Origin of the sequence: Brucella sp. NBRC 12953 (genome assembly GCF_040369775.1) — a bacterium.
In the GTDB taxonomy this organism is placed as follows: Bacteria; Pseudomonadota; Alphaproteobacteria; order Rhizobiales; family Rhizobiaceae; genus Brucella; species Brucella pseudogrignonensis.
Window position 1 is genome coordinate 1 of the sequence record NZ_BAABSV010000013.1, and the last position, 18,046, is coordinate 18,046.

An 18,046-nucleotide genomic window follows, 5' to 3' on the forward strand; every position below is an offset into this window, starting at 1 on the left:
TCCATAACAATGTCGGTGCAGCTGTGGCAGCGCTTGACACAAATATCGGCACCGTCAATGACCGCGTGAGCGACCTTGCGACCAAGGCCGATCGTCTTGGTGAGGATGCATTGCTGTGGAACGAGACCGCCAGTGCGTTCGATGCGCGCCACGGATCATCGGAAACCAGCAGGATTTCCAACATCGCCGATGGTGTGCTTGTGAAGGATGCTGTCAATCTTGGCCAGTTGCAAACCGTGGCAGCGGCTGCCAGCACAGCACAAACCGCCGCGGACAGTGTCAGGACAGCGGCCGATCATGCGCAGTCGACAGCCAATACCGCACAGGCGTCAGCCGATAACGCACAGACCACTGCAAACGCTGCACAGGATAGCGCAGACAAAGCACGCACAGCAGCCGACAAGGCTGGTGCGCAACTGGCAGGCATTGGCGCTGACGAAACTGTTCTGGGTCGGATCGAAGACGCCGGAAAGGCAACTGCAAGCGCCTTGGGTGGTGGATCAACCACAAACACGGATGGCCGCATCACAGCGCCAGAATACACTGTTGCAGCGATTGATCGCGATGGGCGTGTTGCTGAGACGGCCGATATCCATAACAATGTCGGTGCAGCTGTGGCAGCGCTTGACACAAATATCGGCACCGTCAATGACCGCGTGAGCGACCTTGCATCGGCACAGGCCAACGATATTTCCTACGATACGGCACCAGGCGGTGGCCGCACCAATGCGGTTACACTGCTCGGCGGCGATCCCAGCGCACCCGTGCTTTTGAAAAACGTTGCTGACGGTATTGACGCGCAAGATAGTGTCAATCTGCGACAACTGAACCAAGCCAAGCAGGATATCGCGGCACAGAACGCCGATTATGCGCATCAATCCAAGGTTTATGCCGATCAGGCGGACAAGGCAATTTTGGATCAAGGCATGGCTTACACGGACGAAATCGGAACCCAGGCCCTCATGTCCTCAACAAACTATACGGACAAGAAATTTTCTCAGGTGTCACAGGATGTGGGCGCTTTATCAAATAGGCTCGATCAGGGTCTTGGGCAGTTGAGTTCCGAAATTCGCGACGTCCGTGGTGAAGCGCGACGGGCCGCAGCAATCGGACTCGCAGCCGCCTCTTTGAGATTTGACGACCGACCGGGCAAATTAAGCTTGGCGTTTGGTGGCGGGGCATGGCGGGGACACGGCGCTGCCGCCTTTGGGCTTGGCTACACAAATGAGAATAGCAATGTGCGTGCTAACCTGACCGCGACGTCCAGTGGTGGGTACCTTGGCATGGGCGGCGGTATCAGTTTTACACTGAATTGAGGTGAGTGGCGTGCGCAAGATCCTCTTTGTCCTGTGGTCCATAATTGTTTGCGGGGGGCAACCCGCTTGGTCCAATCAAGTCCCAATCGAGGCGTTCAAGGTCAAGCCTTCCATCGTGGCCTTACCTGCCGGAGCCGAACAAGGGAGCTATCGAAGGGTCATTCGTCCATTCCAGAACTGGGATCTGATTTGTGACGAAGACCTCAAAGCAATGAACAAGATCTGCAATGTCACCCAAACGATAGAGGATGACAAAGGCGCCTTCGTGTTCAGCTGGTCACTGGCCGCAACGGAAGCAGGAAAACCGATGCTGATATTGCGTGTACCAGCAGATATCATTGTTGAGGATCGGATCACACTGCGGTTCGATGCACAGAAGCAGACCCTCTCCATCAAGATTGGAGCTTGCGATGGTCTGGCCTGTACTGCATTCGTTTCACTTGTTCCCATCATTCGAAAGCAGATCGAGAATAATGCCCCTGTCGGCGTATCTTATCGCTCCAGCCACCGCGGCTCTGTCGTGCTCAATGCACCGACGCGAGGGCTTTCGGCGGCAGTGGCAGCGATTGAATAGATTTGATGCGATCGACCGACGCCGGTAAACAGCGTTCCTCGTCGAAGATCGCCAAGGATTGTTGAGTTTCAGACCGTCCCTGCACGCATCATTGCAGAGTTCAATTGTGACGACGTAGCGTTGAGGCTGTCTTACGCACACCTTGTCTTGTCGCCAGCAAATCCCTGGATGCATCTGGCAACCCGTCGACCGCTTTGCTTGTTCCAAGCAGCTCATGCGCGCAAAAGCCCCGGGCCTTCCTGCACCAGAAATGAACACCATGGTGGCGTAACGGGTTCCGCCAACGCCAGCACACTTGTTGGTGTCGCCGTTACGAACGGTATGAAACTTTGCTGAGCCTCGCAATCAGCATAGCAATGCCTCGTTCAAAACATACAGCGGGATCCGTCTGCATGTCACGAATTTTGACTGCACAATACCCAAGCTCAACCGACGCAGTCAAAGAATGGCGAGAGCCCCCTCTCTCGCCATTCACTTGGTATCGACCCGTCTCGCCTGAAATGGCTTATGGCTTTCAGCAGCCGACAAAACGCGCTTCGGTCTGCTCTCAATTGAGGGTGTGGTTGATAACCCCATCGATGCCGTCTGCGGCGCGCAACAGAAACTGCGCAACCTTGCGGGCATTGTCGGAATCCAGCTCCATGTGAACACGGCCCGTCTCCATGTCGTCCGGAAAATCAAACTCAAGCAGAATTTTTCCCTTATATTCCAGGATCGCCTTCAAACATTCGACGCCAATCAGTTCTTCAATCTTCAACGTAAAAATTCCTTTCAAAAAAACGCAAAAGAAATGATTCTCCTGGCAGTGTAAATCGTCATGGCAGCCCGATGAAGCGTGTGGCCGGCGGCAGCCGATTCATACAGCACCGACGCGCAACCGCCGCGCGTCGATCGAGCTGAAAGACAGTTGATTGAAACGCCCGGAACCCGCCATGGCTCTGAGGATGGGAACGGCATGGCTGTTGGCGATCGGGATCCGGCTGTCAGACGCTTTCAAATCTGCGTTGCGAGGACACTTCCGGTTGATCGCCGCACGCTGTAAAGGCCAACGCGCAATGCCTTACCCGCCAATGCGATAGCCACTGCCGCTCGCCCCTTTCCAGCCGAGTTTCGGCTGAACGCATCCTCGAGCCGATGTCGAATTCTCGATTGCCGAGCCACAGGATCCAGCTCCAAGGGTCGAACGGGCCCCCATATTGCCGCAGGCAGACAAAACAATTGAAGGAAAAATCATCATCACGATCACGATTACTTTACGCATTCTGGAACGGTCTTTTCTTGTTTCTGAAAAATAAAGTCAAAAAGCTCCTATTCTGCAATTTGATTGCAGAAAGGCGTCATCTAACTAGCTTGTTGACGAACTATACTAAATATGTGAGCATATACTCACATTGTCTACTCGCTTTTGGAATTTAGAACCGTGACCCTGCAAGTCCTGACAAATCCCCGAAAATCGGCATCCCAGCAGCGCTCGCGCGTCACCGTCTCAGCCATACTGGACGCGACTGCTCGCGTTTTGACACAGGAAGGCTATGCGCGTGCCAGCACCAATCGCATCGCCGCGGTGGCCGGTGTCAGCATTGGTTCCCTTTACCAGTATTTCCCCAACAAGCAGGCATTGATTGCAGCACTGGTCGCCCGGCACAATCGAGAAATCCTGGACCTTCTCGAAAAGGCGATGCGCCAATGCGCACATGCCACCCTCGTTGATGTGATGCGAGAGCTGGTCCGCGCCATGCTCGCAGCACACCGCATTGACCCAGAGCTTCACCGCATCTTTAAAGAGGAAGTCCCCCGCATTGGCAGACTTGCGGAAGTGGAGGCAATCCGCAAGGATACGCTTGAACTTGTGAAAAGCTTCATGCAACTCTGCCAGCACGAAATCCTGTTACAGGATCTTGATACCGCGGCCTTTATCTGCGTGACGACGGTTGAAAGCCTGACCCATGCCCTGATCATCAACGACTGTGGACAGGTCATGACAGACGAAGATGATGCCGTTGAACATGTGACGCGTCTGCTGGCCGGCTATCTCTGTGTAGCACCCCAGCCGCTGCGTCCCATTCTCAAGCCAACGGCCTTCGCCGCCAGTTGAGCCAAATCAGCCCAGAGCGCAAAGTCGTGTCTCCACTTTACCGAGCCCGTTCAATCTGCCCTGGCGGCAGACGCGCAGGCGTTGTCAAAGTGACGGCAAACGATCCTTCAAGGAAGGCATGCGGCGAGCAAACGCCAGCCGGTCAGCCGCCGCGAAGGGCACTGCCCACGCGCGCTGATGCAAATCTGCCATGACAGCAGTCATTAGCCGCCGAGCCGACAGACCGACAGGCTGTTCAATTTGCTCCAACCGGCGGTAACGGGGCGTCCCCGCTCAGCGCGTGATCCAGCACACGTTGCAGATTGGCAGCATGGCGGAAATTCGGCTCCAGTCCAACACCATCAGCAACGGCGCGGGCAAAGCGCTGGTAATTTGTCTCCACCGCCTCCACCTCTATGTCACGCCAAGATGGAACTTCAATGTCGGCACCGATCGAGCCGCGCAGGCTTGAGCCGATCGGCGTGTGAATGACTTCCAGCGCCCCCTTGTCGCCATGGATGCGCAGACGCAGCTCATTGAGATGGCCCGTCGCCCAGCGACTGGCATGAATGACGCCGAGTGCGCCATTGCCATATTCCGCCATCATGACGAAGCTGTCATTGGCATCCAGCACATATTCGCCGATATGGTCGTTCTCCGCCTTGTCAAAGGTCTTGAGCCGCGCGGAAGCGCGTTCCACGTCACTGCCGATGGCATAGGATGCGAAATCCAGAATATGAATGCCGACGTCCCCCAGCACGCCATTGGAACCATGCCGGGTTGAAAGGCGCCACAGCCATTTGCTTTCCGACTTCCAGTCCCCCCAGGTCTTGGAAACCAGCCAGCTTTGCAGATAGGAGGCTTCAAAATGGCGGATCTGCCCGATCTCGCCCGCCATCACAAGCTGTCGCGCCTTCTGCAGCGGCGCCACATTGCGATAGGTCAGATTAACCATATTCACAATCGAAGCCTGTTCGGCCGCATCCGCCATTTCAGCGGCCTTGTGATAGCTTTCCGCCAGCGGCTTCTCGCAGAAAATGTGCTTGCCCACACCGGCCAACGCCACTGATGTCGGGTGATGGATAGCATCAGGCGTGACATTGGCGACCGCGTCAAAACGGTCCCAGTCAAGCGCATCCTCAAGCCGGGTGAAACGATTATGAATGCCGTGATTTTCCGAAAAGGCATCGACGCGCTCCGCCGACACATCGCAGGCCGCTACAACTTCAACGCCATCGATCGCCGCGAAGGCCTCGACATGATTTCTCGCCATGCCGCCTGTTCCAAGAATGAGAAGACGCATGCTTCACCTCAACGATAGCCGGCTTCGCCCGGCTTATGCAGTTTGGGTCCGCGCTCAACGATCGGCTCCAGAGCCTGTTCGACTGCAACATTGGGCGCGGTGTGAATGGCCGTAAAAGCCGGCTGCGGATTATGGGCCCATTTGACGGCGTTGCGCAGAACCAGATGGACATTCTCATCATGATAGGTCGGGTAGGTTTCATGCCCGGGCCGGAAATAAAACACATTGCCCGCCCCGCGACGCCAGGTCATGCCGGAGCGGAACACTTCGCCGCCTGCAAACCAGGAAATGAACACCGTCTCCAGCGGCTCGGGGACCGAAAACTGCTCGCCATACATTTCCTCGTTTTCCAGCACGAAGTTCTCGCCAAGCCCCTGCGCGATCGGATGACCCTTATTGACCACCCATACACGCTCGCGCTCACCGGCCTCCCGCCACTTCAGCGCGCAGGGTGTCCCCATCAGTCGCTTGAAGATCTTCGAGAAATGTCCCGAGTGCAGAACTATCAGCCCCATGCCTTCAAACACCCGCCGCGCGACCCGTTCCACCACATCGTCCCTGACACCGCCATGGTCCTGATGCCCCCACCAGACCAGAACATCCGTTTCAGCAAGCCGCTCTTCGGTCAGACCATGGTCGGCTTCCTGCAATGTGGCTGTGGAGGCCGCAATCGCATTGTCTGCATTCAACGCTGCGGCGATCGTGTGATGCATCCCTTCAGGATAAAGTTGACGCACGGTTTCATTGCTCTGCTCATGGATATTCTCACCCCAGACGATTGTCCGTATCGACACCTGATTTCTCCTTTTATCGCGACGCCATCGCCGCCGTTTCATTTTCGTTCGGGAGAACACTTCAGACAGGAAAACCCAATCGCGCCGCGGATTGTTCCTGAATTTCTTCATCCTTTGGTTCATCAGCTTTAACAAGCGCCCGCCCATCCTGATCAAACCAGTGCATATGCGCGGCCATCGGCTGGATCGATACAGGCGCTCCGGATTCTAACAGCGAAACGCCGCTTTCCCGGACCACAAGCGGCTCATCCAGCCCCAGATCAACATAGACATAGCTGTCAGAACCCAGAATTTCCGAATGGATGACCCGACCGTTCCAACAACCATCCCCGCCGACAAATAGCAGATGTTCGGGACGGATCCCAACCAACGGCGCTCCAAACCGCGCGGCATGCTGGCCGGAAAGCAGATTCATTTTTGGCGAACCAATGAAGGATGCGACAAAGGTCGAATTGGGATGTTGATACAATTCAAGCGGCGTTCCGATCTGTTCAACCCGCCCGTCACGCAAAACACAGATCCGGTCGGCAAGGGTCATCGCCTCGACCTGGTCATGAGTGACATAGATCATAGTGGTTCCCGCCATGCTGTGGTGCAGCTTTGCAATTTCCAGCCGCGTCGCAACGCGCAACGCCGCATCGAGATTGGAGAGCGGCTCATCAAACAAAAACAGTTTCGGGTCGCGGACAATCGCGCGACCGATTGCAACCCGTTGCCTTTGACCACCAGAAAGCTGGCGCGGCAATCGGTTAAGATAGGGGGTCAACTGCAACATCTCGGCAGCCTGCGCAATACGCCGCTTGCAAGCCTGTGTGCTGCTGCCGGCAAGCTGCATGCCGAACGCCATGTTTTGATAGACCGTCATATGCGGATAAAGCGCATAGGACTGAAAAACCATCGCCACACCGCGTTTGGATGGACTCAGACCATTGACCTCAACCCCATTGATCAAAAGGCTGCCGGAGGTGATATCTTCGAGCCCGGCGATCAACCGCAACAGGGTCGACTTGCCACATCCCGACGGACCGACGAACACCATGAATTCGCCGGCACGGATATCCATGTCGACGCCTTTGATGACCTCGAAGGTCCCAAATGACTTGCGCAGATTACGCAATTGCAGTTCAGCCATGTAATTTTCTATCCTTTCACGCCACCGGCCGTCAGACCTGATACGATCCGCCGCTGAAAGATGAGAACAAGGATGACAAGCGGCACGGTCACGATCACCGATGCCGCCATGATATTGCCCCAGGGGATTTCGAACTGCGAACTCCCCGACAGCAAGGCGATCGCCACGGGAACCGTGCGCTGGCCGGCAGAGGCCGTGAAGGTCAGTGCAAACAGGAATTCATTCCAAGCGGAAATGAATGCGAGGAGCCCCGTCGTCACCAGCGCTGGCCACATCAGCGGCATGAACACTCTTGTAATGATGACAAACGGTGTGGCGCCGTCAACAATCGCTGCCTCCTCTATTTCCACCGGAAGATCGCGCATGAAAGTCGTCAAGACCCAGACGGTGAAGGGAAGCGTGAAGATCATATAGGAGAAAATCAGCGCCAGCGGCGTGTTGAAGATACCGAGAAAGCGGATGAGCTCGAACAGACCGGCCAGAACCGCGATCTGCGGAAACATAGAAACCGACAGAATGGTGAGCAACAGCAGCCCACGACCACGAAAATGAACCCGGGCCAGCGCATAGGCGGCTGAAACCGCCAGCAAAAGTGACAGGGCAACCACCACTGTCGCCACCAGAAGTGAGTTTCCCAGGCTGCGCAGGAAGCCGCCTTTCGCCAGCACCGATGCATAATTATCAAGCGAAAAGCTGCGCGGCCACAAATCAACCGTAAACAGCGCGGTACCGGATTTGAAACTGGTCAGAATTGCGTAGTAGAAGGGAAACACAGCGACCACGATGATGACCGCAACAACCAGATAAAATCCTATAAACTTCAGCGCCCGCATCATCATTCCCCCCGACTGGCGATGCTTACGCGCCCGAAGAACATGTAAAGCAAGGTGATCGCCGCGATGATCACGAACAACATCGTGGAGGCCGTCGCGCCATAGGCAAATTTGTCAAAGTCGAACAGGTTCTCGCGCGCAAACACCGACATTGTCTTTGTCTGGGCATTGTTAGGGGTCAGCACATAGATCAAATCGAAAATCCGTAAGGCGTCGAGCATTCGGAAGATGACAGCCACCATCAGGGCCGGCCGGATCAGCGGCAGTGTAACGCGCCAAAACACCTTGAGCGGATGCACCCCATCGACGCGGGCCGCCTCATAGATATCGGATGGAATCATCTGCAGACCAGCAAGGATCAACAGCGCCATGAAAGGCGTTGTCTTCCAGACATCCACGATAAGAATGGCGATCATCGCGGTGTCCGGATGGGCGGTCCAGGCGATTTTCTGGCTGATCAGCCCAAGGCCGAGCAGGATATCGTTCAAGATGCCGAACTGATCATTGAGCATCCATCCCCACATTTTTGCCGAGACGATGGTCGGTATCGCCCAAGGGATCAGGATAGCTGCTCTCACCAGACCGCGTCCCGGAAAGCGCGCATTGAGCACCAATGCCACGATCAAGCCGAAAGCGGTTTCCAGACTGACCGAAAAAAAAGTAAAGCGGATTGTGTTCCACACCGCACCCCACCAGGCCGGATCCGCGAGAAGCCCACGATAGACCGTGCGTCCGCTCTTCAGCGTCACCCAGGAGAGGTAGTTTTTGAAGCCGACAAATTCGGCGCCCGCGAGATTTGTCAGCGATGCATTTGTGAAGCTGAAATAAATGGTTCTCAGCAGCGGCCATCCTGCCACAAGCGCCAGCACTACAAGGGTCGGCGCCAGGAACACCCAGGCGGCGCGGACGCGCGCGCGTTTCAAATCGGACTGCGGGCGGCGGCGCCTGTGCCGGGGCGAAACCTCAACCAAAATCTCTGCCATCGTCCTCCTCCCGCTTGCTCCCTAATCCAGTGCGCTCAACCGTCCAAACGCCGAGCGATGCGCGGCTACCAGCCGGACCCCTCCAGTTCCGTCAGCTCGACTTCAAGCATTTCGAGATTGTCAGCAGCCGTTCCCTGCCCCGAAAGGGTGTTGTGCACCGCAGTCCAGAATTTTGCCGAAACCTCGTTATATTTGATCTTGGTCGCCGCTGAAGGCCGTGGAACTGCGTTCTCAAAGATCGGCTTCCAATGCGCCATGAACGGCTGCGCCGCGATAATGTCCGGATCGTCGTAAAGTGCTGCAATCGTTGGCAGGCGCGATATCTCGATGGCCTGCACCTTTTGAACCTCGGCGGATGCCAGATACTTCACCAGCGCGATCGCCGCATCCTGCTTGGTGGAATAAGTCGAGACAGCGAGGTTCCAGCCGCCGAGCGCCGAGGCCGGTGCTGCCCCCGCCTTGCCGGCCGGAAGCGGTGCGACATCGAATTTTCCCTTCACCGCACTGTCATCATTGTTTCCAAGCGCATAGGCATAAGGCCAATTGCGCATGAAAACGGCATTCCCGGTCTGCCAAACGCCGCGCGCTTCCTCTTCCTGATAGGCCAGAACACCCTGCGGCGCGATCGTGCCGATCCAGTCTTTCGCCCGATCAAGGGCTGCAGCCGCCGCTGCATTATTGACGGAAATCGTTCCATCCGCCTCGACAATCTGGCCGCCGCCCGATGAATTGATCCACTCCAGGGCATTGCATGTCAGACCCTCATAGGCATTGCCCTGAAAGACATAGCCCCAAAGATCTCTCTGACCTTGCGCGCGCTCCTTTTCCATGATCGCGCGCGCCGTGGTCCTCATCTCATCCCAGGTTTTTGGCACGGCCTTGCCATATTTCTGCAGCAGATCCTTGCGGTAAAAAAGGGCTGGCGCGTCGGTGTAAAACGGCAGCGCCACCAGTTTTCCGTTCACCGTCTGCGACGCGATGATGGAGGGAAAATGCGTGGCCACGACGTCCTTGGCAGCGTCGGTCAGATCGATGAACTGATCGGCAAGCTGCGGCGCCCAGACCACATCGGTCTGGTAGACATCGATATCCGCATTGCCCGCCGCCAGCCACAAGCGATATTGACTGAACTGCTCGCTGCTCGAGGGAGGCATCGCAACAATACGGACCTTGTGGCCACTCTGCTGCTCGAACTTATCGATCTGCGCCTGCAGAAACTGGATATTGTTGCCGGTCGAATTGGCGGCGATCGCGATCTCCGCCGCTTGCGCCATCCCACTTGCAAAGCCCAAAGCCACAAAGGCGCCGACGGCCCCCTGAAATGCCTTCATCATTTCCTCCTCCCATCCGCTCAGGAAGCGGTCTGTATAATTCGAAAACGGTTTGGTTGCGAAAGCCTTGCAGAAGCCGGGCGCGCTGTCAAGCCGCAGTTCAGACGACCGACTGAACGCGATCCCAAAGATTGGAGCCCATCTGGCATGCCTGGGTCCGGCCATTGCGACCCAGCACCAACAAAAAGCTGGTCATTATCTGGAGGGTACATGCGTGAAACGGCGGATAAATTGAAATCGGTTTGGCTCTCTGTCATCTGCAAGGCCTGGATATCCCTCACAATATCCCGCGAATTGTTTATCCGCGAAGAACCGCTATACTGCGCAGAGCTGCGGCCCCTCAAATCGTTAGACCCAATGAAACTCCGTGAATTTGCCAAACAGTTAGGCCTCTCCGCCACAACCGTCAGTCGTGCTCTGAGCGGCTATCCCGAAGTGGCCGAATCCACCCGCCGCCGGGTGATCCAGGAGGCCTTTCGCCTGGGTTACCAGCCCAACATCAATGCGGTGCGCCTTGTCACCGGCCGAGCTGGCGCCATTGGGGTGGTCATGGGGCGCAACAGCGAGTTTCATTTTGCCGAATTCATGCGCGGCATGGCCGAGCGGCTCTGTCTCGACGAAGTCGATATTCTGGTCAGCCCGATCGCCAACAATGGTTCCGATGACGAAGTCGAGCTCTGTCGCCGTCTGGCCACCAGCCGACGCGTCGACGCGATCATCGTCACCTCGCCCAAGCCGAATGACCCGCGGATCCGGATTCTGCACGAGCTGGGCATGCCCTTTGTGGTTCACGGTCGCTCGGACATCGACATCCCGCATCCATGGCTTGATATCGACAATGAATTCGCTGTCTATCGCTCGACCGCCCATCTCATCGATCTCGGTCATCGCCAGATCGCCATGATTAATGGCCGCTCGGGCTTTACTTTTTCATTGCATCGGGATGAAGGCTATCGCAGAGCGCTGGAGGAAAAGCACATCCCCTTTGACCCTGAGCTGGTGGCGCATGGCGATTTTACCGATGACATCGGATACAAGCACGCCCATAAATTGCTCAGCCGTGCCATCAGGCCCACCGCCTTTGTCGCTGGCTCCATGATGACGGCACTTGGGATCTATCGTGCGGCGCGCGCCTTCGGCCTCACCATTGGCAAGGATCTGTCGGTGATTGCCCATGACGACGTGATTTCTTTCCTCAGTGCCGAAAACATGGTGCCCTCGCTCACCGCCACCCGATCCTCCATGCGTCTGGCCGGCAAAAGATGCGCCTCCATGCTGATGGATATTCTCGATAAGAAAGCCGCAGACACCTGTTGTGAATTGTGGACACCGGAGCTGATCCTGCGCGACTCAACAACCCGCGCCCCGTGAGCCCGCCCCCTCTTGAAAAGCCGAAAGACCCTGCGGCGCTGGCGGTTGCGTTGCACCGCTTTGTCTATCCGGCATTTCTGTGATGGCCGATCGCGCGCTCACGCAGGGCTGCGACCGTCCGATGCAATCCGCTGCCATGCGCGCCCTTGAACCACCAGACATCGCCATCGCGCATGCGGTGTTGCAGGTCCTGCTGCAAATCCTCGCGTCGCCGATGATAAGACCCGCGCTGATGGACCGGCAAAGCGCTCCAGAAGTCGCAATATGCCTCGCCGACCGCGTGCACCTCATCAATGGCGAGACAGGCAATCGCCTCGGCCAACCGGCGGTGGATGGCGCGTGAATTCTCACCCAGTTCCAACATTTCACCCAATACCAACACCCGTCTGCCCGTGCACTGCGTGGACGCCAGCGATTGCGCCGCTGCCGCCATTGCAATGGGTGCCGCATTAAAAGCATCATCGACAACCATCGCCTGGCCGCTCGGTGAAGCTGCAACATAAAAAGCCAGCCCCCGCCCAGCCGGCGGCGACCAGTCCTGCAACAGCATGGCTGCGCGGCGCCAATCCTCACCCGCCGCATCAAGACAGGCCAGGCAGCCCACAGCATTGATCGCCTGATGGCGTGCACCGGGAAGCAAAACCATACGCAGCCTTCCATAGGGCGTCTGATAGTCGGCTGCGCCCGTCTGGCTGCAAAATTCAGCCAGCCGCCACTGCGCATCCTGATGCATGCCATAGGTGATGATCGAAACGTCTTTGCGCAGCGCATGATCGCGCACCCGCTCATAAAGTTGCGCATCCCGGCAGATCACTGCATGACCACCGGATTCCAGCGCCCGCAAAACAGCCGATTTGGCGTCCGCAATGCCTTCAAGCGTATGAAATCCTTCCAGATGCGCCTCCGATATATTTGTCACAATGGCAATATGCGGTCGGAGGATCGGTGCCGAACGGGTCGCATGGCCGACGGCCACTTCCTGAACCAAATAGCGATGCGTCGGCTGCAACGCGGTCAAGCTGTGCATGACGCCCATGAACATGTTCTGATTTCCCGTAGTCGCCAGAACCGCCTGCGATCCGTGCATCTTTTGTAAGACGGTCATCAACATGCTGTTGACGCTCGACTTTCCAGCGCTGCCCGTCACCGCAAAAATGCGCCCCGAAAAAGCGCTGCGCCGCAGCGTTGCGATCGCCTTGCTGGTCCGTGTCCAGTTCGTATCATGCAGATGCGGACGGTCAGACAAAGGCGGGTGCCGATCGCTGCCAATCGTGGCAACAATCGCCGATCGATGTCTTTGCAATTCCCCCTTGCTCAGCCCCATCGTTCCGGCACCGCTTTTGACCGCAGCGATGGAGCGCTGTTTCAGCGTCTCAACAGAAAAGGCGACGGCATCAAACATCATATCGTCCACAGCCGGATTCAAGCCACAATCTGCTCCGAGCAATTGCCGCACTTCACCGAGCGAGGAAGACAGGATCTTTTGCCTGCTGACGGATCCGACACGCTGTTTGAGAAGGTCGCAGACCGCGCCGAAGTCCGAATCCCGTCTTGAGCCTTTTACCAGAATGACGTCGTCAGCCCTGATGCTCTCCGAGAGGAAATCGACCAGATCCGCCGCTTTGGAAAAATGCGGCCCCAACAGCTGCTTGGGCAGTTTCTCGCGCAAATAGCGCATCTCGTCGCCATGGGTGACCACGAGATCCGGGCGCGCTTCCACAAGCGGTTCAGCAAGGCTTTGATGCAACGCCTTGCTCATGTCACCCAGATGAACGATGCGGCCCAAAACCGCGATCCTGCGGCCTCGGCGCTCTACAACACTTTGCCGCATCACCGCAATGGCATTGAGCATGGAATGAATTTCCGCATTCCAGCTGTCATCAATCAAGGTTGCCTCGCCATCGGCAAGCCGAAGCGAAAAGCGTTGCAGGCGGCCTGGTTGCGGCGCCATATCCACAAGTCCCTCCTTTAATTGGGTGACGTCATGTCCCATCGCATACAAAACTGTGAGCGCCGCCATCGCATTGTGGATCATGCCATCGCCGGGCAACGGAACATTGAGCCGGCCGTTCAATCCGTCCGGCGTCTGAAACGTGATCGCGCTGCCATCCGCGCGCATTTCGCGTTCTAAAATGCGCATTGTCGCCAGCGGCCCCTCGCCAAACACCAGCAGTGTCTGCGCATGCGCACGCGCTTTTGCGGCTACGCTGTCAAAACAGGGCAGATGATCGCCAAGAATCGCCACTGCTTTGCCACTCAACCCGTCAAAAATACGCGACTTGAACTCTGCAACATCTGCCACCGAACGCACCCGGCGATCGGTCTGCGACCAACCGATTTCGGTAATCAGCGCAATGGTCGGCCGGATCAGACGGGTGACCGGGCCACGCTGCATCCAAAGTGCACTTTGTGCGATTTCAACAATGGCAGCGTCATGATGCGGGGACAGACTGGCCAGAAGGGCTGGTGCGCCGACCCGCGAATTGTAATTGTCATAACTGGAAATGACATTCCGGTTCTGACCCAGCATGGCCCGGATCATTGCTGCGGTTGTGGATTTGCCGGCAGTTCCGGTGACCGCGACCACATCGCCACCAAAGCGGCTTCTGGCCGCAATTCCCAATTCGATCAACGCCTTGATCGGATCTTTCACCTGCAGCAACGGGAAATCTTCCGACAAGCCCTCTACCGGCTTTGTGACAATCGCCCCGGCCAGCACATGCTGATTTTTTGCAATCAGGCCATGGGTGTCCATTCCCGTGCGGGCGGTGGAATATTGTTCATGACGTGCCAAATGGTCAAATTCCGAGGCGACATAAAGCGTTGGTGCATCGGTGAATTGGCGATGCGACAGGCCGCGAATGACCGAACGCACGAACCAATCCGGCTTCGGCGCCACCAGCCAATGGCCACCGGTCACTGCGGCGAGCTGATCGGCGGTCCATGTCTGACCTTTGATACAGGCGTCAATCTCCGGAGGGAACGTCTCGCGATAGGCTCGTGCGTCAATGGCTCGCTGAGCCTGTGAAGACTGCGCAGGCCGCGGCCTGCCAGCGATCGACAAGGCAACCCGTGCAGGCAGCCGGATCGCCGGTGCCTCATGCTGCTTTGAGACAATGCCGATCTCAACCGCAAGCTCTCCATTCTCCCAGTCTTTGAGATAAGGCGGGCGCAACCCGTAAAGATCGCGATAAAGCTGTCCGGGTCTGAAGGCCCGGGTCGGCACCAGCCAGTCACAGGGATCGTGATCCATTGCCCGGCCCCAGGCGCGCATTTTGCCGGGTCGGACCGGCACTGCCTTGATATCGATGCGGATATCCTCGTCCATCCGCCGGTCTGACATCCAGAATGTCTCAACCCATAGCATCTGCCGCTCGGTCAACTGCTGTGGCCAGACCCTGACCCCCATCAAACTGAGCGGTCCAAACAGTTGCGGCGCAATACGGGCATCCTCCGGGACATCGGCCGGGGTCCAGACCGGCGCAATTGCAGCCTGACGGGCTGGTCCGATGCTCCTTCCTTCAAACTGTGATGCAGGAGGCTCCATCGTCGGGCCAAACGCCCCGCGCTGCGGCCGCGCAGGGGGCGCAAGCTGCAACACCCCTTCACCCGATGCCGTCACCACCATTCGCGTCCCAAGAGCTTCGCAGCGGCTGGCAAAGTCACGACTTGCTTGGATCGCCGCCGCTCCCTCCAGCTGAATGGTCGTCGCAAAACCACCCTTGAGCGGAGTAAACAGCACCGTCCTCACCCCATCCCTGCTCAATTCGAGCGAAAACAACCCGGTGGCGACCGGGCCATTACCGATCGCATCAAACAGGAGGTCGCCCGCATCATGCAGGATCGGACGATCCTTATAAACCTCAATCCCCTGCAGAAGGTGGGCAGAAGCGCCAAGAACAGCGTCCGCACCAGCGTCAATGATTGCCTGACCGGCGGCTCTCTTCTGCGCAGAGGGATGAGCGACCAAATTATCACCCCAATGCACCGCGACCAGCACCACATCCGCCTGCAGCCGCGCCTCGGCAATGCGGGGCGTCAGCGTCTCAAGCCAAATTGCAGGGGCCTCGAGCGGAAGATAGGCGGAACCGGCAGTGTCAGAACCAGCCGCAAAACGATGCTGGGTGGCGTCGATATTGAACACGGCGAGCCGCAAGTCAGCGAGCTGCCTAAACAACGGCCTGAAAGCGGTCTCCCTGTCCTCACCGGTGCCAACCGACCCGATCCCCGCAGCTTTCAGCCAGGCAGTCTGGTCGAGAACCGCAGCACTTCCGTAATCGCCACTGTGATTGTTGGCGGTCGCAACAATATCAATGCCGGAACGGGTTAGTATTTCGAGCATTTCCGGTCGCGCCCTGTAATAATAGGGTCCACCTTCGCCCTTGTTGATCCCTTGCTCGCCAAGCGTCGTCACCACGCATTCCAGATTGACGATCCGGAGATCGGCTCTTTTCAAGGCAGGGATCTGCAGGACATTTTCGACCCCCAGTTCGGCAGTCCGATAATGCTGCCGCCGCCCGAGATTGACATCCCCGCCCCAGGCCACCAGCGGTCCGCGGGCTTCGTATTCGTCCATAAGGGGGGCTGCCTCGACCACAGACGTGGGCTTGCTGCGCGCACTCTGTGTCAGACGGTAGTTCCGATAGGCGATCAAGCCCGACAGATAGTGCTCGACATCGTCGATGCGCGCGCGAAACCCATGATGACGAATGAAGAAACTGCCGACAATCCGCTTCGGATTGGCAAAAAACATCGCCAGTTCCGGCCAGAAATGCCCGTTCAGAAGATAATGCGCACGGGTCTCAAGCGCCTGGTAGAATTTTGCCCGGTCAACGTCATCAAGCAGATCATCAAATGCACCATCCGCTTCAAGCCGCTCCAGCATCTGCTGCGCGGCCATCATCAGTTCCAGCAAGGTCGGAAAAGTGGTGATCCGATGAGTGACAAAATCGAGATGGTCGGCGAAATTCTTCAGACCAAAGCGATAATAGCGCCGCTCGGGCCGGTAGCGGGTCAATTCATTGACCGCATAGGCCAGCCAATGATCATGCGCTTTCCAATGCTCCTGGCTGATGAAGGCTTCAAACGCCCGCTCGACCGTGTCCAGCCATCGCTGGTTTCCGGTCAGCGCATAAAGTCGCAACAAACCGAATGCCGCCTCGCCATCATAATAAATGGTGCGAAACTGCGCCTTCAGCGTGAGCGCGGGATAGTGCAGGACATGCGAAAAACCGCCGCTTTCAGGATCCTGCATCAAACAAATGGCGGCGGCCAGTTGCTCCAGCAACACGTGATAGCGCGCGGTTTGATGAACCTCGCTATATTTAACCAGCGCCAGCAGGCAGACCGCATTGCCTCCGAGCTTGACCTCGTCCTGGGCATCGACCAGCACCGCCACCGTCGCGCCATGATGTTCGACCCGTTTGATCAGCCGGTCAGTGAGATAGGTGAGCCCGCGTTCAATCGCATCTTTGAGCTGCTTATCGCGGGTCACCTCATAGGCTTCAATCATCGCGTAAAGAGAACTGGCATGCCGCAGGCTGTTATAGCCTTGGATTGGGCGATCAAAGCACGGATACCAGCCATAATTGAAGCGACCGGTTTCATCGACCTGCGACGCAAGATAGAGACTGCCGCGCATGATCAATCCATCCAGTTCATCGCCATCAAGCGCTTCGATCACCCGGCGACCGCTGTTGCGACCTGCTTGCTCAAGCGTATGAATTGCCGCCAGCCCGCCCTCGACAAACACCCCTCGGGTTGTGAAACGATAGACCACACAGTCCTCGGTCGGGCTGGCAGGCTCCGATCCGCCTTTGCGCTTGAGATATTGATTGACTTTTTCGAGGCTGATGACGGCGTGGCTTTGCTGCGCATCGCCATAAGCAAGCGCATTGGCGTTGATCTCCATTTCGAGCAAGGCTGCGGAAAATTTTGAGTCAAAGGCAATGCCCTCACGAAAATAATTGCGCTTGCTCGCCGCAATTTTTGTTTTCAGCGCCTTCCAGGAAAGCCCGCTCGCCTGATCAACCCATTCAATGCGAAGCCATTTCACGGGGAATGGCGTGGCTGCGAGATGGTCTTCCGCCTCTGCAACCAAAGCCGACCAGCAGGCTTCGATGGTTGCTGCGCAAGCCTTCACGGTGACGGCGCGCGCGTTGCCATCACTCATCGAAAGAAACAGACAATAGAAGGTTTCGATGGTTGTGACCGGTCGTGCCTGAGCGACAATCCGCGACCGCACACGCTGCGCCAATGCCTTGAAACTCTCCTGCATGCTCCCTCCCATAAGCCCGGTTGAGCCAGGCCTGTTTCCTGCAGCCGCTGCAATCCTG

The 18,046-nt window shown here is 57.2% G+C and carries 12 protein-coding genes; 4 read left to right on the top strand and 8 right to left on the bottom strand.

Going from position 1 to position 18,046, the window contains the following annotated elements:
• A partial coding sequence (locus tag ABWV94_RS21900) for a YadA-like family protein (RefSeq protein ID WP_353415334.1) occupies window positions 1-1,316 on the top strand: 1,316 nt, incomplete at its 5' end.
• Window positions 1,317-1,326: 10 nt separating this feature from the next.
• Window positions 1,327-1,890, top strand: a complete 564-nt coding sequence (locus tag ABWV94_RS21905; protein WP_113496482.1) for an invasion associated locus B family protein — start codon at window positions 1,327-1,329, stop codon at window positions 1,888-1,890.
• Window positions 1,891-2,437: 547 nt separating this feature from the next.
• Here the strand turns inward: ABWV94_RS21905 and ABWV94_RS21910 are convergent.
• Window positions 2,438-2,647 (bottom strand): hypothetical protein, encoded by a 210-nt coding sequence (locus ABWV94_RS21910; RefSeq protein ID WP_039861170.1) that lies wholly within the window; start codon window positions 2,645-2,647, stop codon window positions 2,438-2,440.
• A 663-nt stretch (window positions 2,648-3,310) separates the two neighbouring features.
• On the opposite strand from ABWV94_RS21910, the gene ABWV94_RS21915 reads away from it, so the two are divergent.
• A complete protein-coding gene (locus ABWV94_RS21915) occupies window positions 3,311-3,985 on the top strand; it encodes a TetR/AcrR family transcriptional regulator (RefSeq protein WP_113496484.1) in 675 nt (224 codons plus the stop codon).
• A 235-nt stretch (window positions 3,986-4,220) separates the two neighbouring features.
• On the opposite strand, the gene ABWV94_RS21920 is transcribed toward ABWV94_RS21915, so the two are convergent.
• From ABWV94_RS21920 to ABWV94_RS21945, 6 genes are all read right to left on the bottom strand, one after another.
• Window positions 4,221-5,267, bottom strand: a complete 1,047-nt coding sequence (locus ABWV94_RS21920; RefSeq protein ID WP_113496485.1) for a Gfo/Idh/MocA family protein — start codon at window positions 5,265-5,267, stop codon at window positions 4,221-4,223.
• Between the two features lie 8 nt (window positions 5,268-5,275).
• Window positions 5,276-6,061 (bottom strand): ThuA domain-containing protein, encoded by a 786-nt coding sequence (locus ABWV94_RS21925; RefSeq protein ID WP_162761646.1) that lies wholly within the window; start codon window positions 6,059-6,061, stop codon window positions 5,276-5,278.
• 61 nt (window positions 6,062-6,122) lie between these two features.
• Window positions 6,123-7,193 carry an ABC transporter ATP-binding protein gene (locus ABWV94_RS21930; protein ID WP_353415335.1) on the bottom strand — a complete coding sequence of 357 codons (1,071 nt, stop codon included), beginning with the start codon at window positions 7,191-7,193 and terminating at the stop codon, window positions 6,123-6,125.
• An 8-nt stretch (window positions 7,194-7,201) separates the two neighbouring features.
• Window positions 7,202-8,026, bottom strand: coding sequence for a carbohydrate ABC transporter permease (locus tag ABWV94_RS21935; RefSeq protein ID WP_502905207.1), 825 nt, complete (start codon window positions 8,024-8,026; stop codon window positions 7,202-7,204).
• A 2-nt stretch (window positions 8,027-8,028) separates the two neighbouring features.
• A complete protein-coding gene (locus tag ABWV94_RS21940; protein WP_502905208.1) occupies window positions 8,029-9,009 on the bottom strand; it encodes a carbohydrate ABC transporter permease in 981 nt (326 codons plus the stop codon).
• Between the two features lie 65 nt (window positions 9,010-9,074).
• Window positions 9,075-10,340, bottom strand: coding sequence for an ABC transporter substrate-binding protein (locus tag ABWV94_RS21945; RefSeq protein WP_353415382.1), 1,266 nt, complete (start codon window positions 10,338-10,340; stop codon window positions 9,075-9,077).
• A gap of 357 nt (window positions 10,341-10,697) precedes the next feature.
• On the opposite strand from ABWV94_RS21945, the gene ABWV94_RS21950 reads away from it, so the two are divergent.
• Complete coding sequence (locus ABWV94_RS21950; protein ID WP_353415383.1) at window positions 10,698-11,711, top strand: LacI family DNA-binding transcriptional regulator; 1,014 nt, start codon at window positions 10,698-10,700, stop codon at window positions 11,709-11,711.
• A 64-nt stretch (window positions 11,712-11,775) separates the two neighbouring features.
• Here the strand turns inward: ABWV94_RS21950 and ABWV94_RS21955 are convergent, their stop codons facing one another.
• On the bottom strand, window positions 11,776-17,988 hold the full coding sequence (locus tag ABWV94_RS21955; protein WP_353415337.1) for a Mur ligase family protein: 6,213 nt from the start codon (window positions 17,986-17,988) through the stop codon (window positions 11,776-11,778).
• Window positions 17,989-18,046: the final 58 nt, after the last annotated feature.